We start from the raw sequence: 21872 nt of genomic DNA on the forward strand, positions 1-21872 counted from the left end.
TCCGTGGACTCGACAGGACCGCCCGGACAGGCCCGGGCTCCGTCACTGGGCGAGCACGCCGCCGAGGCGGCTGCGCCAGGCCTGGTCGGTCTTCGCTGCACCGGCTCCCGTGGCGAAGTCGTTGACGCCGGCGCCGGCCGGGCGCCGAGTGGCTGCACCGGAGAGCCGGGCCATCGACTCAGCCGGGCGCTTTCACGATGCTGAACGCGGGCTTGAATCTCGCAAGGAAGGCATTCACTTTGTCCGTGTGAATCTGCGCGTCTTCCGGGTCCCAGTAGCGGATGACATCGGGGTGGTCCGGCGCCTTCCCGATGGCCAGGGCGACCACGAAGTGGTCGGTGATGGCGACAGCGGCCGGAAAGACACGAAGTCCCACTCCGGCAGAATCGACAGCTACTACGGGGGCGTGGCCGAACCGAAGGACCACCAGGGGCCCTGACCGGGTTCCAGCACGAGCAGGACGCCGAGAAACACGCCCTCAACACCTTCGCCAATCGCCTGTATCAGCATCTCAACTGCACCTCGAACGCGGGCTACCACACCAAGATCCGCACCATCCGACGCGGGCGGATCGAGCTCTTCTCGACCATGGGGCCCTGCCACTCCTGCCGGCACGTGATCAGGAACTTCCGCGCCGACTTCCCCGCGGTCACCCCGGAGGTGCGTTACCGCAACAGCACCCGTCAGGGCGGGGCCACCGCGCAGACCCTCAAGGCCGGCGAGGGCTTGTACGGTATGTACGGCTATGACGACGCCACCCAGCCGGGGGGCCGGAACGCGCCCTGGCGCAAGATCTTCCCCGGCGCGTACCGGACGTGGATGGTGGCCGAGTACAAGATCCGGTTCAAGGCGTCGTCCGGCCAGGAGCAGGGACCGCTGGCCGAGGGGGACCAGTGGGCCGTCGCGGGAACGCCGCACACTCCCTTCACCTACTCGTCGCCGAGCACGACGAGGTGGCCCAGGTGCTGGACGGTATCGCGAAGGAACTGCGAAAGATGATCGGCGGCAAGTCCGCCAACCGGGAACGCAAGGCCTTCCACGAGTACGTGCGCCTCAATGTGGTGTCCGGGACGGTGGCCCTGAGCGCCGAGCAGGGATAGGCGGTCCAGTCGATGCCGTGGCTGATCTGCGCGACCGGTCCGAGCAGTCGGCGGGCGCGGCCCGGCGCGTGGACTGGCGCGTGCGAGGGGCCCGATGTCGATGGACGCAGTGGCGATGGGTGGGGCAGCGGGCGCCGTTCGGGCGATGACGCGGCGGACATCGGGCAGCGCCTGACCACCCGTACTCCATGAGGGGCCGTGTGACCTGGGCGAACACTCGATGCGAAACGGGCACGAACGGGCGTAGCCGATGCCGCGAAGAGCCTGGTCCGATGCGTGTGCTGCTTGTAGAAACGACGCATGGGCCCGAACGGGCGCAGAGCCGCAGCATCAGTGAACAGCAAGGAAGTGTGCCGTGGACACCGAGGAGCGTCGCCGGGGCATTCTCGAGGCGGCCCGCAAGGACGGGTCGGTCGAGGTCAACGGCCTGGCCGGAAGGTTCCGGGTCGCCAAGGAGACCATCCGGCGTGATCTGCACGCGCTCGAGGAGCACGGACTGGTGCGGCGTACGCACGGCGGTGCGTACCCGGTGGAGAGCGCCGGGTTCGAAACCACGCTGGCGTTCCGCACGACGCGGCACGTGCCGCAGAAGTCGCGGATCGCGGTGGCCGCTGCCGAGCTGCTGGGCGATGCCGAGACGGTCTTCGTCGACGAGGGCTTCACGCCGCAGCTGATCGCCGAAGCGCTGCCCCGTGACCGGCCGCTGACGGTGGTGACCGCGTCGCTGGCGGTGGCGTCGGGTCTGGCGGGCGCGGAGCATGTGTCGGTCCTGCTGCTCGGCGGACGGGTACGCGGCGGCACGCTGGCGACCGTCGATCACTGGGCCGTGCGGATGCTCGCGGGCTTCGTCATCGATCTGGCCTTCGTGGGCGCGAACGGCATCTCCCGGGAGTACGGGCTGACGACGCCCGACCCGGCCGTCGGTGAGGTGAAGGCGCAGGCCATGCGCAGCGCCCGGCGGCATGTGTTCGCCGGGGTCCACACGAAGTTCGGGGCGGTCAGCTTCAGCAGGTTCGCCGATGTGGGCGACTTCGAGGCGATCGTCACCGACAACGGGCTGCCCTCGGCGGAGGCGCGGCGCTACTCGCTCCTCGGTCCACAGGTCATCCGCGTCTGACCCGCCCGTTCAAGGAAGTCCCCGCCGGAAGTGCCCGACGTGAGCAGATCCGGCATGCCCGAAAACAAGGAGAGAATCATGGCTCTGAGGCAACGACCATCCGCCGTACGCATCCGGCTCGGCGCGGTGACGGCCGCCGCCGCGCTCCTCGCGGGGTGCGCGGGGGCAGGCGGAAGCAGCGACACCGCCGACGACGACACTCTCAACGTCCTGATGGTGAACAATCCGCCGATGGTTCAGCTGCAGAAGCTCACCGCGGACCACTTCACCAAGAGCACCGGCATCAAGGTGAACTTCACGGTGCTCCCGGAGAACGACGTCCGCGACAAGATCAGCCAGGACTTCTCCAACCAGGCCGGGCAGTACGACATCGCCACCATAAGCAACTACGAGGTGCCGTTCTACGCGAAGAACGGCTGGCTGCATCCCCTGGACTCGTACGCCGCGAAGGACAAGGCCTTCGACCAGGGCGACATCCTCAAGCCGCTGGCCGAATCGCTCACGGCCGCGGACGGCAAGCTCTACGCGGAGCCGTTCTACGGCGAGTCGTCGTTCCTCATGTACCGCAAGGACGTGTTCGCCGCGAAGGGGCTGAAGATGCCCGCGAAGCCGACCTGGCAGCAGGTCGCGGATCTCGCGGCGAAGGCCGACGGGGCCGAGAGCGGGATGAAGGGCATCTGCCTGCGCGGGCTGCCGGGCTGGGGCGAGGTCATGGCGCCGCTGACGACGGTCGTCAACACCATGGGCGGCACCTGGTTCACCAAGGACTGGAAGGCCCAGCTGACCTCTCCCGAGTTCACGAAGGCCACCGAGTTCTACGTCAAGCTCGTGCGCGAGCACGGCGAGGCGGGTGCCGCGCAGGCCGGATACGCCGAGTGCCTCAACAACATGACGCAGGGCAAGACGGCGATGTGGTACGACGCCACGGCCGGTGCCGGGTCGCTGGAGGCCAAGGACTCCCCCGTCAAGGGGAAGATCGGGTACGTACCGGCGCCGGTGGACAGGACCGAGAGCTCCGGCTGGCTGTACACCTGGGCCTGGGGCATGCAGAAGGCGTCCAAGAAGACCGACAACGCCTGGAAGTTCATCTCCTGGGCGTCGGGCAAGGAGTACGAGCAGCTGGTCGGCGATCAGGTGGGGTGGGCCGATGTGCCGGCCGGGAAGCGCAGCTCGACCTACGCCAATCCGGAGTACCGCGAGCAGGCTCGGGCGTTCGCCGAGGTCACCCGGGAGGCGATCGGCGCGGCCGATCCCGTGAACCCGGGAGTGCAGCCGCGCCCGGCGGCAGGCATCCAGTTCGTCGGCATTCCGGAGTTCACCGATCTCGGGACCAAGGTGTCGCAGGAGATCAGCGCGGCGATCGCGGGCCGCAAGTCGGTCGCGGAGGCGCTGGCGGCCTCGCAGAAGCTGGCCGAGAAGGTCGCCGAGGAGTACCGGTGAGTACGTCCGTCGGGACAGCGGCTCCCCTGTCGTCGTCCACACGCTCGGTGGTCCCTGTACGCCCGCGACGTGGCCCGCGCGCCTGGGCCACCCGCGCGCCGCTGCTGCCCGCGCTCGTCTTCCTCATCGCCGTCACGCAGCTGCCCTTCGTGGCGACGCTCGTGATCTCGCTGTTCGACTGGAACTCGCTCGATCCGGATGCCCGGCGCTTCACCGCGCTGTCCAACTACGCGTCCGTGGTCACCGATCCCGCGCTGCGGGACTCCGTAGTGACGACGGTGCTGCTCACCGCGACCGTCGTGCTGGTGAGTGTGCTGCTCGGTCTGGCCCTGGCGCTGCTGCTGGACCGTACGTTCGCCGGCCGGGGATTCGTCCGTACGCTGCTGATCACGCCGTTCCTGCTGGTGCCGGTCTCCGCCGCCCTGCTGTGGAAGCACGTGCTGTACAACCCGGAGTACGGGCTGCTGAACGGGGCTTGGACCTGGATCGCGGGGCTCTTCGGCGTGACGGACCCCGCGCAGCCGGACTGGATCTCGGGCATGCCGCTCGTCGCGGTCGAGGCGGCGCTGGTGTGGCAGTGGACGCCGTTCATGATGCTCATCCTGCTCGCCGGGCTGCAGAGCCGGCCCGGCGAGATGATCGAGGCCGCCCGGCTGGACGGCGCGAGCAGCTGGCAGATCTTCCGCTATCTGACGCTGCCCCATCTGCGGCGCTATCTCGAACTCGGCGTGCTGCTCGGCTCGATCTACATCGTGCAGAACTTCGATGCGGTGTTCACGATCACCTCCGGGGGGCTCGGCACCGCCAACCTCCCGTACACCATCTACCAGACCTTCTACCAGGCTCATGAGTACGGGCTCGCGTCCGCGGCGGGCGTGGTCGTCGTGATCGGCACGATGGTGCTCGCGACGTTCGCGCTGCGTGTGGTCTCGTCCCTGTTCCGTGAGGAGGCGAACCGCGCATGACGACCGCTGCTTCTTCGATCGTCCGGCGTGCGCGGCGGCGGTCCGCCGCACTGGGGCTGCTGGCCTGGGTCGTCGGCCTCGGATTCTGTCTGCCGGCCGCGTGGATGCTGCTCACCTCCTTCCATTCGGAGCAGGACGCGGCGACGAACCCGCCGTCCGTCGCCGCTCCGCTCACCCTCGACGGCTACCGGGCGTTCTTCGACGGTGGCGGGGCCGGGCCGTGGCCACCGCTGATCAACTCCGCGACGGCGGCGGTGTTCTCCACGGTGCTGGTCCTGGTCCTGGCGCTGCCCGCGGCGTACGCGCTGTCGATCCGGCGGGTGCCCAAGTGGACGGATGTGATGTTCTTCTTCCTGTCCACGAAGATGCTGCCGGTGGTCGCCGGTCTGCTGCCGGTCTATCTGTTCGCGAAGAACGCGGGACTGCTGGACAACATCTGGCTGCTGATCCTGCTGTACACCTCGATGAATCTGCCGATCGCGGTGTGGATGATGCAGTCGTTCCTCGCCGACGTACCGGTGTCGATCATCGAGGCGGCGCAGGTGGACGGGGCGCGGCTGCCGACGGTGCTGGTGCGGGTGGTCGCGCCGGTCGCCGGGCCCGGGATCGCCGCAACGGCCCTGATCTGCTTCATCTTCAGCTGGAACGAGTTGCTGTTCGCCCGGGTGCTGACGGGGGTCGTCGCCCAGACCGCGCCCGTCTTCCTCACCGGATTCGTCACCAGCCAGGGGCTGTTCCTGGCCCAGCTGTGCGCCGCGTCCGTCGTTGTGTCCTTGCCGGTGCTGGCCGCCGGTTACGCCGCCCAGGACAAGCTCGTCCAGGGCCTTTCCCTTGGAGCTGTCAAATGAGGGCCGCGATCGTCGAAGCCCCCGGCAAGGTGTCCGTCACGACCGTCCCCGACCCGTCGCCCGGCCCCCGCGACGTCGTCGTCAAGGTGGCGTCGTGCGGGCTGTGCGGGACCGATCTGCACATCCTGCAGGGCGAGTTCGCGCCGACGCTCCCGATCGTGCCGGGCCACGAGTTCGCGGGAGAGGTCGTCGCCGTCGGTTCTGAGGTCACCGAGCTCGCGGCGGGCGACCGGGTCGCCGTCGATCCTTCCCTGCACTGCCATGAGTGCCGCTACTGCCGTGCCGGGCGTGGCAACCTGTGCGACCGCTGGGCGGCGATCGGGGTCACGGTGCCGGGCGGTGCGGCCGAGTTCGCGGTGGCGCCGGTGGCGAACTGTGTACGGCTGCCGGACCACATCGACGTCCGGGACGCGGCGCTGATCGAGCCGCTGTCCTGTGCGGTGCGCGGCTACGACGTGCTCAGCGGCACGCTCGGCGCGAGTGTGCTGATCTACGGCTCCGGGACGATGGGTCTGATGATGCTGGAGCTCGCCAAGCGCACCGGAGCGGCCTACGTCGACGTTCTGGACATCAATCCGGAGCGGCTCGCGACGGCGCAGCTCCTCGGCTGCTCGGCGACCGCGGCCACGGCGCAGGAGCTGGACCGCGCTCCGGGCGGCTGGGATGTGGTCATCGACGCGACCGGCAACGCCGCGGCCATCCAGGACGGGCTCGGTCGGGTCGCCAAGGGCGGGACGTTCCTGCAGTTCGGTGTCAGCGACTACGCGACGACGGCGGTGATCGAGCCGTACCGCATCTACAACCAGGAGATCACCATCACCGGTTCGATGGCGGTGCTGCACAGTTACGAGCGGGCCGCGGCGCTGTTCGCCACCGGGGTGCTCGACCCTGGGGTGTTCATCAGCGACCGGCTGCCGCTGGAGCAGTATCCGCAGGCGATCGACCAGTTCCGGGCGGGGCAGGGCCGCAAGATCGTGGTGGAGCCGTGAGCGGCGGGCCCGGATCCGATGCGGTCCTCGTGCTGGGCGAGGCCCTGATCGATCTCGTACCGGTGGCTCAGGACCCGGAGTTGAGGCGCGCGCAGCCGGGCGGCGCGCCGGCGAACGTCGCCGTGGGTCTGGCCCGGCTGGGCACGCCGGCCTCGTTCGCGGGCGGTTTCGGCGGGGACGCGTTCGGGCGCACCGTCGAGGAATGGCTGCGCTCCGCGGGCGTCGGCACGGAGCTGTGCGCCCGCTCGTCGTTGCCGACGGCGCTGGCGGTCGCCGATCCGGGGCCACAGGGGAACGGCTACCACTTCCATCTGCGGGACACGGCCACGTTCCGGCTGCCGGAGGTGACAGCGCGGGAGGTGTCCGGCTTCGGCGCCGTCTACGCGGGCGGTCTGGCCGCCGTCGTCGAACCCGCGGCAGGGACGGTCGCGGTGGCGGCGCGCGAGGCCGCGGAGCACGGGCTGCTGGTCGTGGATCCCAATGTGCGCGGAGAACGCGGAGAAGCGGACGGCGGCCGGGAGCTGCTGCGGGAGCTGTGCACACTGGCGCAGGTGGTGAAGGCGAGCGACGAGGACCTGGCGTTGCTCTGGCCGGGGACGGATCCGGAGGTGTCGGCGAGCAGACTGGCCGGGGAGGGCCGGCTCGTCGTCATGACCCGCGGCGCCCGGGGCGGTACGGCCTTCACTCCCTCCGCGGCGCCGGTGTCGGTGCCTGCCGTGCCGGTCGCCGTGGTCAACACGATCGGCGCCGGGGACGCGTTCATGGCCGGGGTCCTCGCCTGGCTGGCCGCTGCGGGGCTCCTGCGACGCGGGGTGCCGGCCGGTATCGGCGCGGAGCCGGCCGGCGCCATGCTGGCGTATGCCGCCGGGGTCGCCGCGGCGGTGTGCGCGCGGAGCGGCGGGTGCGTGCCCCCCGTGCACGCGCCCGCCGCCCCTTCTTCCGCCCCCGCTCCCGCCGGCAACGGCTGAGGTCCTGGCCCTGCCGGCGGCGGGGTGGCCGGGCGATCACGCCACGGCCGCCACGGATCAGTACGGCTCTGCGGACCGTGGCGTTCAGCGACGGGCGAAGGCGTTTGCGGAGATGTTCGTGAAGGCGTTCGCAAAGGCGTCCCTGGGACGGCACCCGGGCGCGCCGCAGCCTTAGAGTCTGGTCGTGCACATGTCGTGCGTGTGCGATGACGCCGCTGGGCGGCCCGGCGGTTCACTCTTCGGGGAGGCATCGGGATGACCGCAGATGCGACTGCAGATGCGACTGCTTCCGGGCGGGACACCGTCGTAGCCGGACCGCGGCGGCTGCCGGGGCTCGGCAATCTGCCCGCGTTCGCACGCGACCCGCTCAGCTTCTTCGAACGGCTGCGGGACCGCGGGGACTTCGTGGAGTGGCGGCTCGGGCCGCAGCGCGCTCTGTTCGTGTCGCGTCCCGAGCACATCGGGGAGCTGCTGACCGGCGTCGAGACCGTCTTCCGCCACCCCGAGCTGGGCTGGGCGTTCAAGCTGATGCTCGGGGACGGTGTGGTGACGTCCGAAGGACCGGCCTGGCGGCGCAAGCGTGCGCTGGTCCAGCCCGCGGTGCGGCCCCGCCAGGTTCGGTCCTACGCAGGGACGATGGCCAAGTGCGCTGCCGATCTGCTGGACGCGTGGCAGCCCGGGCAGCACATCGACGTGCGGCGGGAGATGCTGGCGCTCACTCAGCGGATCGCCGTGCGAACGCTGTTCGGCGCCGACACGGCCGGACGGGAGGACGTGATCGGCTCGGCCATGGATGTGGCCCAGCGAGCGATCGGCGACGAGTTCCGGGGCATCACGCTGTTTCTGCCGCCGTGGGTGGCGACGCCCGGCCGCCGCAGGCTGCGCAGCGCCGTCGCGGTGATCGACGCCGAGGTGGCCCGGGTGACCGGGGAGCGACGGCGCAGCGGTACGGAGCGGGACGATCTGCTGAGCCGGCTGCTGGCGGCGCGGGACGAGGAGGGGCTGCCGCTGTCCGACAAGGAGGTCCGCGACGAGGCGGTCACGCTGTACATCGGCGGGCACGAGACGACGGGCACTACGCTGACCTGGGCCTGGTATCTGCTGTCCCGGAATCCCCGGGCCCGTGCGCGGCTCGGCGAGGAGCTGGACCGGGTCCTCGCGGGCCGTACGCCGGACTTCGACGATCTGCGGCAGCTCCCGTTCACCGAGCAGGTGGTGAAGGAGACCCTGCGGCTGTTCCCTCCGGTGTGGCTGATGACGGGGATAGCGAAGGAGGGGTCGACGCTGGGCGGGCTGCCGGTGCCCGAAGGGACGGTGGTGTGGTCGAGCCAGTGGAGCGCGCACCGGGACGCACGCTGGTTCCCCGAGCCCGAGGCGTTCCGGCCGGAGCGGTGGGACGCCGGGGCCGAGCCGGGCGTGCCCGACCATGCCTGGTTCCCGTTCGGCGGTGGCGCCCGGGCCTGTCTGGGGGCGCGGTTCGCCATGGTCGAGGCAGTGCTGGTGCTGGCGACCCTGGCGCAGCGCTTCCACGTCGACACGGGCCCGGGCGAGGTGCCGCCGAGGACGGGACTGACGCTGCAGCCCGGCGCTCCGGTGCGCGCCGTGCTGCGGCCCGCCGGGGCCCCTGGAGTTACCGTGGCCCCATGACCGAACGCGAAGCGGGACACGCTGCGGGGCACGATCCGGACGCGGTGGACATCAGCCCCACCGACTGGGTGGCCCGACAAGTCGCGCTGTACGAGGAGTCGGGCGGCACGAAGGGGACGACCATACAGGGTGCTCCCTGCCTCCTGCTCGACTACCGCGGGCGGCGCTCCGGCACCTGGCGCCGCACCGTCCTCATCTACGGCCGCGACGGCGACGACTATCTGATCGTGGCCTCCAACGGAGGCGCGGACCGGCACCCGCTGTGGTACCTGAATCTGCGGGACGAGCCGGACGTGTGGCTCCGCGTCGGCACACAGCGGTTCCCGGCGCGTGCCGAGACCCTGAAGCCGGACGAGAAGGCCCGGGTCTGGCCGCACCTGGTTGACGTGTTCGGTCCGTACGCCGGGTATCAACAGCGCACGGAGCGCGACATCCCGGTGGTACGGCTGACGCGGGTCGATGACCATTCATGATGCCGAGCCGGCCTGCCAGGAGGGCCTTTGGCATATGTCAGAAGCACCACCGTATCGAGTGTTGCCAAATGCCTTACGTGTCCTCGCCGCCTGTGCAACAGTCGTAACCGGTCCTTTTCTCAGACCTGGCCGTGCCGCGCCTGTATCGGAGTACGACATGCCGTCCCATCTGTTCGCGGACCGTCCCGCCCCGCAACCGCCTCGGCGCGGCACGGTGGACGAGCTGATTTCACAGACCCGCCGCCTGCGCGGCGATGTGGACGCGGTCCGGCGCGACGCGGCGGTGGACGAGGACGATCCGCAGGGCCGCTGGCAGCGCGCGCTGTGTGATCTGGCGGTGCATCATCTCGACGACCTCGGCTCACACTTGGGGCAGCTCAAGGAGGGCCTGCCCAATCTGCCGGAGCTGCTCGACGCTCTGGACGAGGAGGAGGGGCCCGGGCCTTACGAGGGCGTGGCTCCGCGCACCGGTTCGCTGCTCAGCCGGGTCGGCAGTGCCGAGTGGAATCTGCTGACGGACGAGGTCAGTTGGTCGGAGGAGCTGTACCAGATCTTCGGGAGGCCCACCGAGAGCGGCCCCATGTCACTGGACGAGCTGCCTTCCATGGTGTTCGCCGAGGACCAGGGCCTGCTCACGGCGTTGGTGACGGACTGCCTCATCGACGGGAAGCCGATCGACGACGAGTTCCGTATCGTCCGGGCCGACGGCCGCGTCCGTACGCTCCACATGATGGGTGAGCCGGTGCTCGACGCCGACGGCTGCACCGCGTCGATGTGGGCGGTCTTACGGGATGTCAGCGAGCTGCGCCGGACACAGCGTGCCGTGCGTGAGTCACGGGACACGCTCGCCCGTCGGCAGCACATCGACCGGACCGAGCGCCGGATCGCGATGGAAATGCAGGAGGCGGTCCTGCCGCCCTGGCGTGGTTCGCTCACCCTCCCCGAGGACGGACCCAAGGCGCTGGACCTGGCGGGCCACTATCTGCCGCCCGCAACCAGCGCACTGATCGGCGGCAACTGGTTCGATGCGCTCGAACTGCCGGGCGATCGAACTCTGTTGAGCGTCGGTGACCTCACCGGCCATGGCGTGACCGCCACTTCGACGATGACGATGCTCTTGGGCGCCCTGCGTGGCATGGCCGTGGCCGGCATCCACCCCGGCCCGCTGATGGGTCACCTCAATCAGCTGCTGGACTCCGCGGCGCAGCCGGCACTCGGCAGCGCGGTGTGCTGCCACTACGACACAAGGACCCGGCTGCTGTCCTGGGCACAGGCGGGACACCCGGCCCCGCTGCTGTTCCGCGGCGGGACGGGGCGTGCGCTGACTCAGCCGGACGGGGTGCTCCTCGGGGCTACGACCGGAGCGGCGTACGAGCAGGCCGAAGTGGAGTTGTACCCGGGGGATGTGCTGGTGTTGCACACGGACGGGCTGACGAGGGGCGCCGACGCCCGCGACAGGTCCGACGTGGACCGTCTGCTCGCTCTCGCCCCCCGCTTCGCCGTCTGCCGCAACGCACAGGAGTGCGTGCGGTTGATCGTCGAGGAGTTCGGCGAGAGCGAGCGTCAGGACGACGCCTGCGTGATGGTCGCCTGCATCAGCGGGTAGCGAGTAGGGATCGCGGACCGGGAACGACGAACCGAAGGCGGGTCGAAAGCGGTCCTCAAGCGGACAGAAGTCGTCAGGGGTCCGGACGCGAGTTGTCTGCGTGGTCGGGCGCCCCGGCCCCCAGGAGATCTACGTTCGGAACTGGGGAGTCAGATCTGCGGGTCAGATCTCCGCGCTTCTCTGGCGCTTCGACGGGCTTTGGGGCAGGGCGAGTTGGATCTCCTCCCGGAGGTCCTGGATCCTCGCGTACCCCGCGTACTGTCCAGTGAGCCGGTACATCTCGCGCAGCCGGTCCCAGGTGCGGTGTGACGAGGTCTCCCCCATCGACACCAGCGCCAACCGAGCGTATCGGTCCGCCTGTTCCGGGTCGTCGGCGATGAAGCAGGCCGAGGCCAGGGAGATGTAGTCGAAGATCTTGGATCGCTGTCGGCCGCCCTCCCGCAGCTCCAGCGCCTGCTTGGCGTGGCGCTGTGCGGTGCTCGCGGCGGCGGGCTCGTGCTCGGCGAGGGTGCGGTAGGCGAGGGCCTGCATTCCGTGCATGTCCGCCTCGTCGAACATCTGCATCCAGCTGGGCGGCGGCACATCTCCCTTGTCGGAGACGAACAGTTCCTCGGCCTCACCGAGGGTACGGCGCATGGCCTGGCCCTTGCCCATCGAGGCCTGTGCCCAGGCTTCGATGGTGCGCAGCATCGCGTGCGTTCGCGGCAGGGTCTCCTCGCCGGAGCCGGACTTGGCGAGCTTCATCAGGTCGAGGGCGTCGTCCGGACGGCCGAGGTGCACCATCTGGCGGGCCGCCCTGGAGAGTGCTTCGCCGGCGCGGGGGCGGTCGCCGCCCTCGCGGGCCGCGTGGGCGGCGATGACGAAGTACTTCTGTGCGGTGGGTTCGAGGCCGACGTCGTGGGACATCCAGCCGGCGAGGACGGCGAGGTTGGCGGCGACGCCCCACAGGCGCCGCTGGAGATGGTCGGGGTGGCGGTAGGCGAGCATGCCGCCCACTTCGTTGAGCTGGCCCACGACGGCCTTGCGCTGGAGTCCGCCGCCGCGGGCCGCGTCCCAGGCGCGGAACACTTCGACGGAGCGCTCCAGTGCCTCGATCTCCTGCGACCCGATGGGGGCGGCCTCATAGCGGTCGAACCCAGCGGGGTCGGCGTGCAGGGGATCGTCGATGCGGGAAGCCCACGAAGGGGAGGTGGTGTTGGCGAGTGCGGGGTCGGTGTGCAGCCAGTCGTGCATGGCGCTGCTGAGTGCGGAGCCTGCGGCGAGCGCGGCGCCCGCGCCCACCAGGCCGCGTCGGTTGAGCATGAGGTCCATTCCCGTGAATTCGGTGAGGACCGCCGCCGTACGTTCGGGCGCCCATGGCAGGCCGTCAGGGTTCTTCATGCTGCTGACGTCTCGCCGTTTCCCCGTGCGCCCGTGCCGTACGAACCCGAGGTCCTCGATGGTCACGACACGGCCGAGTCGCTCGGTGAACAGAGCTGCCAGCACTCTGGGCACCGGATCGCGCGGGGTCTCCCCCATGTCGATCCAACGCCGCACGCGCGAGGTGTCGGTCGCCAGCTGGGGGTGGCCCATGGCCGCCGCCTGCCGGTTCACGAGCCGCGCGAGCTCGCCTTTGGACCAGCCGGCGAGGCCGAACAGGTCTGCAAGGCGGGTGTTGGGTTCTCCGGTCACGTCAAGCCCCCAGGTTCTCGGCTGAGTTGACAGTAACCGCCTGTCAGATGCGTGGCGACTATTCGCCAGGGTTCGCCAGGGTGCGCCAGATGGTGTGCCACCCGTGACCGGGTGTCAGTTAGGAACGCGCCACCCCGCCCCGGCGGCCCCACCGCATTCCCCAGGGTGCCGAAGGCTTCCGGGGCAGGGGCGCGCACGCGACTTGTCGGCACACGAAGGGATCTGTCTCGCCCATGTACACAGCATCGTCCTCCGTGTCCGCCCCGCCCCGACCGCAGCGTTCCGTGCAGGCCGGCAGCGGGCCGTTTCTCGATCCCGCCACCGTCGGCCGTACCCGGCGGTGGCCGGGGACGGTCAGCCAACCGCTCAGCGGGAGAATCGACTTGTCCGGCCCTCAGGGTGCGCAGCTGCGTATGGCGATCGCGTCGGTGCACCGCATCTGCCCGGAGTTCAATCCGGTCCAGGTGCTGCGCAGAAGCGGCCGGTCGGTCCTGCTCGTCGGCACCACAGGGCGTACGACCGCGGTTGCCAAGTGCTTACTGGACCAGTCGCCGGTGTGGGCCGAGCACCTTCGGCACGAAATAGGGGCATATCGTGCGTTCGTCCGGCACCGCCCGCCGGTGCGGGTGCCGCGACTCATCGCCGCGGATCCGGACAACTGCACGCTGGTGATCGAGCGGATGCCCGGCCGTCCGGCCGCCCTCGCCCGGCATCCGTCGGAGGCTCCGCCGCGCGCGGACGTCCGGGCGGCGCTCGGAGCGATCACACGGCTGAACACATGGCGGCCGCCGGCCGGGATGTTCGACGCGCCGCTGGACTACGCGTCGCGGATCGCCCGCTATCACGAGCTCGGGCTGTTCACCGACCGTGATCTGGGCGATCTGCAGAAGCTGCTGCACGGTCTGGCACATGCCGGCGGTCGGCAGGGCGTGGGCCAGTTCTGTCACGGCGACGCGCTGCTCTCGAACATCCTGCTGGCTCCGACGGGTCCGGTGCTGGTCGACTGGGAGCACGCGGGCTGGTACCTGCCGGGGTACGACCTCGCGACGCTCTGGGCGGTCCTGGGCGACGCCCCGGTGGCGCGGCGGCAGATCAGCCAGCTGGCCCAGCAGTCGGGCCCCGCGGCGCGGGACGCGTTCCTGGTGAACCTGATGATGGTGCTGACCCGGGAGATCCGGACGTACGAGACGGCGGTGCAGCGGACGATGCGGGAGGCGGCTCCGGCCGGGACCGTACAGCCGCAGCACGGCGGCATCTCGTCCGGGGAGGAGCAGCGGCTGCTGTTGCGGCGGCTGCACGACGACTGCGCGCTGGCACGGCGGGCCGTGCGCGCTGCGGTCGGCACTCGCTGACCGTCCGATACGGGGGAAGAGCGCTGCGCGCCCAGTGCCGACACACTGGACGCGCAGCGCTCTGTTGGTTGTGCCTCCAGGGCCCACCGGCACCCGCGAGCACCGCTCGCCCTCACCTCACCCCAGGCGGCCCGTACGGCCTCGGCGCGTCGCTCTCCCCCGCTCCCTCCCCTGCCCCGGCCGACCGGCAGCCGGCTCAGGGCCTGTCCTGCGGGCCGACGCCCCGGGACCACGGGATTCAACTCCTGCCGCTCATACGGACATTGGTCCATTCCGGTGAAGCGTTGCAGGCCACCGCGCCACCAGCGCTGATCCATTGACGGGACCATCGGACAGCCGCTACCCCTGTAGGCGAGTTCAGCCCCGCGTGTCCCCCCGCACATCACCCGCCCCTGGAGGCTGCCGTGCCGGAATCCGCTCGTCCACGACCGAGAAGCATCCGCGGACGCGTACTCAGGGCCGGTGGCGCCGTGGCGTCCGCGGCCCTGCTGCTGCCGCTGGTCTCGGCCGCTCCGTCCGCCACCGCGGAACGCCCGGCGTCCGACGCGCTGCAGCGGGAGTTCGCCGCCGCGGCCGCCGAGTACCGGGTGCCGCAGAGTGTTCTGCTCGGTGTCTCCTACCTCCAGTCCCGCTGGGACGGGCACGGCGGCGCGGCGAGTGTCACCGGCGGGTACGGCCCGATGCATCTGACCGACGCGAGGACGGCGCTGGCCGAGGCGCCGCACCATTCGCACGGCGCGGAGGACTCGCGCGGGGACGGCTCGCGGGCACCGATGACCGTCCGTGACAGGGCGGCGCAGATCCTGTCCGGCCTGCCGGACCGGCTGCGGACGCTGGAGCGGGCTGCGGAACTCACCGGCATCTCGGGTGAGCAGCTGCGCACCAGCCCCGCCGCGAACATCCGGGGCGGCGCGGCCCTGCTCGCCGCCGCGCAGAAGCAGCTCGGCCAGGAGCTCAGCGCCGATCCGGCGGACTGGTACGGGGCGGTGGCACGGTTCTCCGGAGCCGACGACACGGCGACCGCGACGACGTACGCCGACGATGTGTACGACATCATCCGCTCCGGTCAGCGGCGTACCACCGACAGCGGTCAGCTGATCGCGCTGCCTGCCGACGCCGGCCTGTGGCCGGACACGGCGACCACCGCGCGGCTCGGCCTGCGCACCGTCGACGCGGAGCGGACGGAGTGCCCGCGGACGGTGGCGTGCGAGTGGATCCCGGCGCCGTACAAGGAGTTCGGCGACGGCGACTACGGCAATCACGACAAGGCCGACCGACCCGTGTCCCAGTCGATCCGATACATCGTCATCCATGACACCGAAGCCACCTGGGACACCACCCTCCAGCTCGTCCAGGACCCGGAGTACGTGTCCTGGCAGTACTCGCTGCGCTCGTCCGACGGCCACATCGCACAGCATCTGCGGCTGAAGGACGTCGGCTGGCACGCCGGGAACTGGTACATCAACGCCAAGTCGATCGGCCTGGAGCACGAGGGCTTCCTCATCAGCCCCGACGCCTGGTACACCGAGGCGATGTACCGCGCCTCCGCGCGCCTCGTGCGGTATCTCGCGAAGCGGTACGACATCCCGCTGGACCGGCAGCACATCATCGGCCATGACAATGTGCCGGGCACGGTGCCCTCGACGATCCCCGGGATGCACACGGACCCGGGTCCGTACTGGGACTGGGCGCACTACTTCGCACTGCTCGGACGCCCGTTCGTGCCGTCCGGGGGCCCGTACTCCGCCGCGGTGACGATCCGTCCGGACTATGCGCAGCACCAGCCGTTCTACACGAGCTGCTTGAAGCCGGGAGATTCCTGTGCCCCGCACGGTTCGGGCGCGGTACGGCTGCACACCGCTCCGGACGAGTCCGCCCCGCTGGTCAAGGACGTCGGTCAGCGCCCGGGCGGCGGGGACTCCACGAACGGCGTCAACGACACGGGCGCCAGGGCTTCGACGGGCCAGCGGTACGCGGTCGCGGAGCGGAGTGGCGACTGGACGGCGATCTGGTATCTCGGCCAGAAGGCATGGTTCCTGAACCCGCGTACGCAGCCGACCGCGGTGGCCGCGCGGGCCGCGGTCCTCACGCCCCGGGAGGGTCTGGCGGAGGTACCGGTGTACGGACGGGCCTACCCGGAGGCGTCCGCGTACCCGGCGGGTGTGCCCGTGCAGGCCGTGACGCCGCTGCCGTACAAGCTGCTCGCGGGCCAGAAGTACGTGGTCGGCGACCGGACTCCGGGCGAGTACTACTTCGCGACGGCGTTCGACACGACAGGGCACAGGGTGGTGCGGGGCAAGGAGATGTACTACGAGATCCAGTTCGGGCACCGGATCGCGTTCGTCAAGGCGTCGGACGTACGCGTGGTGATGCCCTTGGGAGTGGCGGTTCATCCGGACTGGTGAGCACCGCCGCCGCGTGGGCCGGAAGGGCGACGGGTAGGGCTGGCCCGTACGCGACCGGTCCGCGCGGCTCGCGCGCGGACGCTCACCGAAAGGCCGGGCACGCATGGCACAGCCCTTCGAACTGCCGGATTTCTACGTACCGTATCCGGCACGTCTCAACCTCATGTCGATGCGGCGCGGCAGCACACCAGGGAGTGGGCGCGTCGTATGGGCATGCTGGAGGGTTCGGGGATCTGGGAGTTGAAGGATCTCGAAGCGCACGACTACGCCCTGCTGTGCGCGTACACGCACCCGGACTGTTCGGCCGAGGCGCTGTCACTGGTGACGGACTGGTACGTGTGGGTGTTCTTCTTCGACGACCACTTCCTCGAAGTGTTCAAGCGCAGCGGGGACATGCGGGGCGGCAAGGCGTATCTGGGCCGACTGCCGGCGTTCATGCCGCTGGATCCGGCGCAGGGCACTCCGGAGCCGACGAACCAGGTCGAGGCGGGTCTGGCCGATCTGTGGGCGCGGACCGTGCCGAGCATGTCGCCCGCCTGGCGGGCCCGATTCGCGTCGGCGACCGAGCATCTGCTGAACGAGTCCATCTGGGAGCTCGACAACATCAACGAGGGACGGATCGCCAATCCCGTCGAGTACATCGAGATGCGCCGCAAGGTCGGCGGCGCGCCGTGGTCGGCGGGACTCATCGAGTACGCGGCAGGCGCGGAGCTGCCCGCGCAGGTGGCGGGTGCCCGGCCGCTGCCGGTGCTCACCGAGACGTTCGCCGACGCCGTCCATCTGCGCAACGACCTCTTCTCGTACCAGCGTGAGGTCGAGGACGAGGGTGAGCTGAGCAATGGTGTGCTGGTGCTGGAGACCTTCCTGGGCTGTACGACGCAGGAGGCGGCCGAATCCGTCAACGATCTGCTGACCTCGCGGCTGCAGCAGTTCGAGAACACGGCGCTGACCGAGGTCCCTGCGCTCTGTGTGGAGAAGGGGCTCGATCCGGCGGAGTGCGCGGCGATCGCCGCGTACACGAAGGGCCTCCAGGACTGGCAGTCCGGCAGCCATGAATGGCACCTGCGCTCGAGCCGCTATATGAACAAGGGCGTGGTGACCGGGCCGTCGCTGTTCAGCGGGGTGCTCGGCACCTCGGCTCTCGGCATCGGGACGCTGCTCGGTCGCCCGGCCGACGCTCGGCTGCGCAGCCTGACCCATGTGCCGCACCAGCGGGTCGGCCCGTCGCTGCTGCCCGAGTTCGACTGCCCGTTCCCGCTTTCGCTCAGCCCGCATCTGGACGACGCGCGGGAGAAGTCCATCGCGTGGGCGGGCCGGATGGGTCTGCTGAACGACATCTGGGACGAGCCGATGCTCGCCGGTTTCGACTTCGCGCTCTGCTCGGCGGGGGTGGATCCGGACGCCACGCCGGAGGAGCTGGAGCTGAGTGCGGAGTGGATGACGTGGGGGACGTACGCAGACGACTACTACCCGCTGGTGTTCGGGCGTCCGCGCAGGCTCTTCGAGGCGAAGGCCTGCACCGACCGGCTCAAGGAGTGCATGCCGGTCGACGACCCGGCCGCCGCCGCGGCCGTCGCGGTGAGCCCGATGGAGCGGGCCCTCGCCGATCTGTGGACGCGGACCGCCGCACCGATGGGGCCCGAGGCGCGGGCCGCGCTGCGACGGGCGCTGGACGTCATGCTCGACAGCCGGCTGTGGGAGCTCCAGAACCAGGCGCAGCACCGGGTGCCCGACCCCGTCGACTACATCGAGATGCGGCGCCACACCTTCGGCTCCGAGCTCACGATGATGCTCTGCCGGCTGCGGGACGAGCGTGAGCTTCCGCCCGGGATCTACCGCAGCGGGACGGTGCGGAGTCTGGAGAACTCCGCGTCGGACTACGCCATGCTGATCAACGACCTCTTCTCGTACCAGAAGGAGATCGAGGTCGAGGGCGAGATGCACAACTGCGTGCTGGTCGTGCAGTCGTTCTTCGGCTGCGACCATCCGAGTGCGGTCGCGATCACGGATGATCTGATGCGCTCGAGAATGCGTCAGTTCCTGTATGTGAAAGAGCATGAACTCTCCGTGCTGTGCGAGGAGTTCGACCTGGACGCCAAGGGCAGGGCCGCCCTCGACGCCTATGTGCGGGAGCTGGAGGACTGGATCGCGGGAATCCTGAACTGGCACCGGGGCGCGCGGCGCTACGGGGCCGGGGACGTGCGCCGCGGGGCGGGTTCCCCGTTGCGGACCGACGGGCCCACGGCACTGGGGATGTCGGCGGTACGGATCGTCGATCTGTTCCGGTCGGCCGCCGGTGCCGGTTCGGGCGTGGGTGTCGGTTCGGGCGTGGGTGTCGTACGGCTTTAGGCCCCGCTTGCGTCATCCAGGACGTATCGCTGCCCGGCTCGCACTTTGAGGGTCCGCTCGCCGCCGGGCAGCAGCGTGCAGCGGACGGTGATCCGTCCGGTGCGGGCCGCCGTGAGGACGACACGGCGGGCTCTTCCGCCCGACCAGGCGATGTCGACGGTGACGGCGCCGCGGGCGCGCAGTCCGCGGACCTCGCCGTCGGGCCACGCCGCGGGCAGTGCGGGCAGGATCTCGATCGCCTCGTGCTGGCTCTGGAGCAGCATTTCCGCGATGCCGGAGGTCGCGCCGAAGTTCCCGTCGATCTGGAACGGCGGGTGGGTGTCCCAGAGGTTGGGCAGGGTGGAGCCCTTCAGCTGTTCGGAGAGCATCTTGTGGGCGTGGTTGCCGTCGCGCAGCCGTGCCCAGAAGTTGATCTTCCAGGCCTTCGACCAGCCGGTGCCGCCGTCGCCGCGTGCGGTCAGGGAGACCTTCGCGGCCTCGGCCCACTCCGTGCCCGGCCTGATCCGGCGGCCGGGGTGCAGGGCGAACAGATGCGAGACATGGCGGTGGGTGTCGGCCGGGTCGTCCCGGTCGGTCTTCCACTCCTGCAACTGGCCCCAGGAGCCGATGCGCAGGCCGGGGTCGAGTTTCGCGAGTGCCGCTTCCAGTCGCGCGCGGAACGCGGGCGAGTCGCCGAGGGTGCGGGCCGCCTCCAGGGTGTTCGTGAGCAGATCGTGGACGACCTGCTGGGACATGGCGGCGCCGGCCGTGAAGTCGCCGTGCTCGGGCGAGTAGCTCGGGGTGACGACGAGCAGTCCGTCCCGCGGGTCGGTGCGCAGCACGGCCAGCCAGAATTCGGCGGCCTCCTTCATGGCGGGATAGGCGGTGGTGCGCAGATAAGTGGTGGAGCCGCCGAAACGGTAGTGCTCGTAGAGCTGTTGGGTGAGCCAGGCCGCGGCCTCCGGGAACCAGAAGGCGGTGGACCAGTCGTGCACTCCGGTGAAGCCGTACGGGTTGGTCTCGTTGTGTACGACCCACCCGGGCGCGTCGAACATCTCGCGGGCGGTGGTGCGGCCGGGGGCCCGCAGCGCTTCGACGAAGCGGTCGTAGGGGGCGGTGGTCTCGGCGAGGTTGGTGGCTTCGGCGAGCCAGTAGTTCATCTGCAGATTGATGTTGGTGTGGTAGTCCGCGGACCAGGGCGGGGTGGTCGAGTCGTTCCAGACGCCCTGCAGGTTGGCGGGGAGCGAGCCGGCCCGGGAGGAGGCGATGAGCAGGTAGCGGCCGTACTGGAAGAAGAGGGCCTCGAGGGCCCGGTCGGCCGGTTCCGTCCCGCCGGTGTAGCGGCTGAGGAGCTGGTCGGTGGGCAGTGCGTCCGGCACGGCCTGGCCGATGTCGAGGGTCACCCGGTCGAAGAGGTCGCGGTGGTCGCGAATGTGCCGGGCGCGCAGCGCGTCGTAGGGCCGGGCCGCGGCGGCGTCGACCGTGCGGGTGACGGTGGTGTGCGGGTCGTCGCCGCGGTAGTGCGGGTGGGTGTCGGCGTAGTCGGTGCCCGCGGCGAGGACGAAGTGGGCGCTGTCGGCGCCGGTGACGGTGAGCGTGCCGGCGGTCCGGTCGGCGGTGAGCGTCCCGCCCTGTGTGCGGACACGGATCTGGGCCTCGAAGCGCAGGCCGTTGTCCTTGAGTGCGCCGCGTACGGTGATCCGGTCCCCGTCGGCGGTGGTGGTGTGGTCGGCGCGCGGCGAGGTGTACCGGAGGGTGAAGGAGACCTGCCCGGGTCGGTCCGCGCTGATTCGTCCGGCGAGGACGCGGTCCGGGTGGGAGGCGAGCAACTCCCGGTGATGTCCGACGCCTTGGTGGGTGTAGCTGACGGTGGCGAGCGCGGAGCGGATGTCGAGAGCGCGCCGGTACGTGGCGTCGTGCGCGTCCGGGGCGCCCGGCATGTCCAGCCGCAGTTCGCCAAAGGTCTGGTAGGCGCCGTAGCCGCGGCGGGGCTGTCCGAGTCCGGCGGCGACGGTGTCGGGGTCGAGGGCGCCCTGCTCGTCGAGGCGCTGCTGCACGGAGGCCAGGGCGCCGGGTCTGGGGGTGGTCCAGTTGCCGTGGTCGTAGCCCTGTGCGGAGCCCGGGCCGCCGGTCCACAGGGTCTTCTCGTTGAACTGGATACGCTCGGCGGCGAGGGTTCCGTAGACGGTGGCGCCGAGCGCGCCACCGCCGACGGGCAGGGTCTCGCGTTGCCAGTCGGTGGCGGGAGCTCCGTACCAGAGTGTCCATTCATCGGAGGAGTCGATGTGCCTGGTCGAGTGCCGGTCAGCGGTGGCGGCCTCGGCCGTCGACCCCTCAACTCCCAGCGACAGAGCGCCCGATGCGGCGAGCGCCGACTTCATCGTGGTCCTGCGACTGATCCTCTGAGTCATGTCCAGTCACGCTAAAAGTCCGATGAATGGCGTGACAAGGCTCATGACAAGACCGTCGCTTGGACGGAGTTCGCCCGTACTTGGACTTCTCGCCCGAGGGAGGGTTCAGCCCTGCTGGAAGAGCTCCGCGGGCAGCGGCTTCAGCAGCGCGTACAGATCGTCGGTGATCGGCCGGTCCCAGCTGGCGATGGTGACGAGAACATTGTCGCTGCGGTCGAACTGGACGCAGGAGATACGGCCTTCGGAGAGCTTGATCCTGCGGACGATCAGCAGGTTGTCGCCCTGCATGACGGGGACGTCCTCGGTACCGACGACCGTCACCTCGTCGTCGTTCTCCAGCGCCGCGAGGAGCTGGGCGACCTCGAAGGGCACCTGGCCCTCGGCGAGCTCCCGGGCGGGCGAGCCCTCCGGCAGATTGCCGATGATCATCGCGGGGCCGCGGCCGCCGAACAGGTCGTAGCGCAGGAAGACACCCTGGCAGCTGCCGTCCGGCGCGGGCAGCAGGCCCGCGCCCAGATTGCCGGGCCAGTCCCCCGGGTCCATGGCCAGGAC

General features: G+C 70.3%; 16 protein-coding genes and 1 pseudogene. 13 read left to right on the top strand and 4 right to left on the bottom strand.

Features of this window, described 5'->3' with window-relative positions; translation table 11 throughout:
- Window positions 1-178: 178 nt before the first annotated feature.
- Complete coding sequence (locus ACWGI8_RS16670; protein ID WP_453661554.1) at window positions 179-376, bottom strand: hypothetical protein; 198 nt, start codon at window positions 374-376, stop codon at window positions 179-181.
- Between the two features lie 179 nt (window positions 377-555).
- Between ACWGI8_RS16670 and ACWGI8_RS16675 the strand changes: the two genes are divergently transcribed.
- The 10 genes from ACWGI8_RS16675 to ACWGI8_RS16720 all read left to right on the top strand — a co-directional run bounded on the left by ACWGI8_RS16675 (window position 556) and on the right by ACWGI8_RS16720 (window position 11153).
- Entirely contained in the window at window positions 556-999 is a 444-nt protein-coding gene (locus ACWGI8_RS16675) for a deaminase domain-containing protein (protein ID WP_453661573.1), read from the top strand.
- A gap of 456 nt (window positions 1000-1455) precedes the next feature.
- Window positions 1456-2217 carry a DeoR/GlpR family DNA-binding transcription regulator gene (locus ACWGI8_RS16680; RefSeq protein ID WP_453661556.1) on the top strand — a complete coding sequence of 254 codons (762 nt, stop codon included), beginning with the start codon at window positions 1456-1458 and terminating at the stop codon, window positions 2215-2217.
- A 78-nt stretch (window positions 2218-2295) separates the two neighbouring features.
- Window positions 2296-3657, top strand: coding sequence for an ABC transporter substrate-binding protein (locus tag ACWGI8_RS16685; RefSeq protein WP_453661557.1), 1362 nt, complete (start codon window positions 2296-2298; stop codon window positions 3655-3657).
- Window positions 3658-3683: 26 nt separating this feature from the next.
- Window positions 3684-4622 carry a carbohydrate ABC transporter permease gene (locus tag ACWGI8_RS16690; protein ID WP_453661575.1) on the top strand — a complete coding sequence of 313 codons (939 nt, stop codon included), beginning with the start codon at window positions 3684-3686 and terminating at the stop codon, window positions 4620-4622.
- Entirely contained in the window at window positions 4619-5470 is an 852-nt protein-coding gene (locus tag ACWGI8_RS16695; RefSeq protein ID WP_453661559.1) for a carbohydrate ABC transporter permease, read from the top strand. Before ACWGI8_RS16690 ends, ACWGI8_RS16695 begins: the two co-directional genes overlap by 4 nt.
- Complete coding sequence (locus ACWGI8_RS16700) at window positions 5467-6459, top strand: zinc-dependent alcohol dehydrogenase family protein (protein ID WP_453661560.1); 993 nt, start codon at window positions 5467-5469, stop codon at window positions 6457-6459. Before ACWGI8_RS16695 ends, ACWGI8_RS16700 begins: the two co-directional genes overlap by 4 nt.
- Entirely contained in the window at window positions 6456-7427 is a 972-nt protein-coding gene (locus ACWGI8_RS16705; RefSeq protein WP_453661562.1) for a PfkB family carbohydrate kinase, read from the top strand. The genes ACWGI8_RS16700 and ACWGI8_RS16705 overlap by 4 nt, the downstream gene beginning before the upstream one ends.
- 255 nt (window positions 7428-7682) lie before the next feature.
- Window positions 7683-9074 (top strand): cytochrome P450, encoded by a 1392-nt coding sequence (locus ACWGI8_RS16710; RefSeq protein WP_453661564.1) that lies wholly within the window; start codon window positions 7683-7685, stop codon window positions 9072-9074.
- Window positions 9071-9547, top strand: coding sequence for a nitroreductase family deazaflavin-dependent oxidoreductase (locus ACWGI8_RS16715; RefSeq protein WP_453661565.1), 477 nt, complete (start codon window positions 9071-9073; stop codon window positions 9545-9547). The genes ACWGI8_RS16710 and ACWGI8_RS16715 overlap by 4 nt, the downstream gene beginning before the upstream one ends.
- 157 nt (window positions 9548-9704) lie before the next feature.
- Entirely contained in the window at window positions 9705-11153 is a 1449-nt protein-coding gene (locus tag ACWGI8_RS16720) for a PP2C family protein-serine/threonine phosphatase (protein ID WP_453661566.1), read from the top strand.
- Between the two features lie 162 nt (window positions 11154-11315).
- Here ACWGI8_RS16720 and ACWGI8_RS16725 read toward each other — a convergent pair whose 3' ends face one another.
- Window positions 11316-12824 (bottom strand): DNA-binding protein NsdB, encoded by a 1509-nt coding sequence (locus tag ACWGI8_RS16725; protein ID WP_453661568.1) that lies wholly within the window; start codon window positions 12822-12824, stop codon window positions 11316-11318.
- A gap of 233 nt (window positions 12825-13057) precedes the next feature.
- Between ACWGI8_RS16725 and ACWGI8_RS16730 the strand changes: the two genes are divergently transcribed.
- The 3 genes and pseudogenes from ACWGI8_RS16730 to ACWGI8_RS16740 all read left to right on the top strand — a co-directional run bounded on the left by ACWGI8_RS16730 (window position 13058) and on the right by ACWGI8_RS16740 (window position 18930).
- Entirely contained in the window at window positions 13058-14176 is a 1119-nt protein-coding gene (locus ACWGI8_RS16730; protein WP_453661569.1) for an aminoglycoside phosphotransferase family protein, read from the top strand.
- Between the two features lie 470 nt (window positions 14177-14646).
- Entirely contained in the window at window positions 14647-16581 is a 1935-nt protein-coding gene (locus ACWGI8_RS16735) for an N-acetylmuramoyl-L-alanine amidase (RefSeq protein WP_453661571.1), read from the top strand.
- 103 nt (window positions 16582-16684) lie between these two features.
- Window positions 16685-18930, top strand: a pseudogene (locus ACWGI8_RS16740) (terpene synthase family protein).
- On the opposite strand, the gene ACWGI8_RS16745 reads toward ACWGI8_RS16740, so the two are convergent.
- Entirely contained in the window at window positions 18927-21290 is a 2364-nt protein-coding gene (locus ACWGI8_RS16745) for a glycoside hydrolase family 95 protein (RefSeq protein WP_453661577.1), read from the bottom strand. The pseudogene ACWGI8_RS16740 and the gene ACWGI8_RS16745 overlap by 4 nt on opposite strands.
- A 135-nt stretch (window positions 21291-21425) precedes the next feature.
- Window positions 21426-21872, bottom strand: a 447-nt coding sequence (locus ACWGI8_RS16750) for a hypothetical protein (protein WP_453661572.1), incomplete at its 5' end; no start/stop codon positions are given.

The organism is Streptomyces sp. NPDC054841 (genome assembly GCF_053611045.1).

Bases quoted from the DNA above. Each gene is read 5' to 3' on its own strand.
- ACWGI8_RS16730 (WP_453661569.1), top strand. From the start codon at position 13,058: ATGTACACAGCATCGTCCTCCGTGTCCGCCCCGCCCCGACCGCAGCGT.
- ACWGI8_RS16745 (WP_453661577.1), bottom strand. From the start codon at position 21,290: ATGAAGTCGGCGCTCGCCGCATCGGGCGCTCTGTCGCTGGGAGTTGAG.
- ACWGI8_RS16715 (WP_453661565.1), top strand. From the start codon at position 9,071: ATGACCGAACGCGAAGCGGGACACGCTGCGGGGCACGATCCGGACGCG.
- ACWGI8_RS16700 (WP_453661560.1), top strand. From the start codon at position 5,467: ATGAGGGCCGCGATCGTCGAAGCCCCCGGCAAGGTGTCCGTCACGACC.
- ACWGI8_RS16720 (WP_453661566.1), top strand. From the start codon at position 9,705: ATGCCGTCCCATCTGTTCGCGGACCGTCCCGCCCCGCAACCGCCTCGG.
- ACWGI8_RS16710 (WP_453661564.1), top strand. From the start codon at position 7,683: ATGACCGCAGATGCGACTGCAGATGCGACTGCTTCCGGGCGGGACACC.
- ACWGI8_RS16695 (WP_453661559.1), top strand. From the start codon at position 4,619: ATGACGACCGCTGCTTCTTCGATCGTCCGGCGTGCGCGGCGGCGGTCC.
- ACWGI8_RS16685 (WP_453661557.1), top strand. From the start codon at position 2,296: ATGGCTCTGAGGCAACGACCATCCGCCGTACGCATCCGGCTCGGCGCG.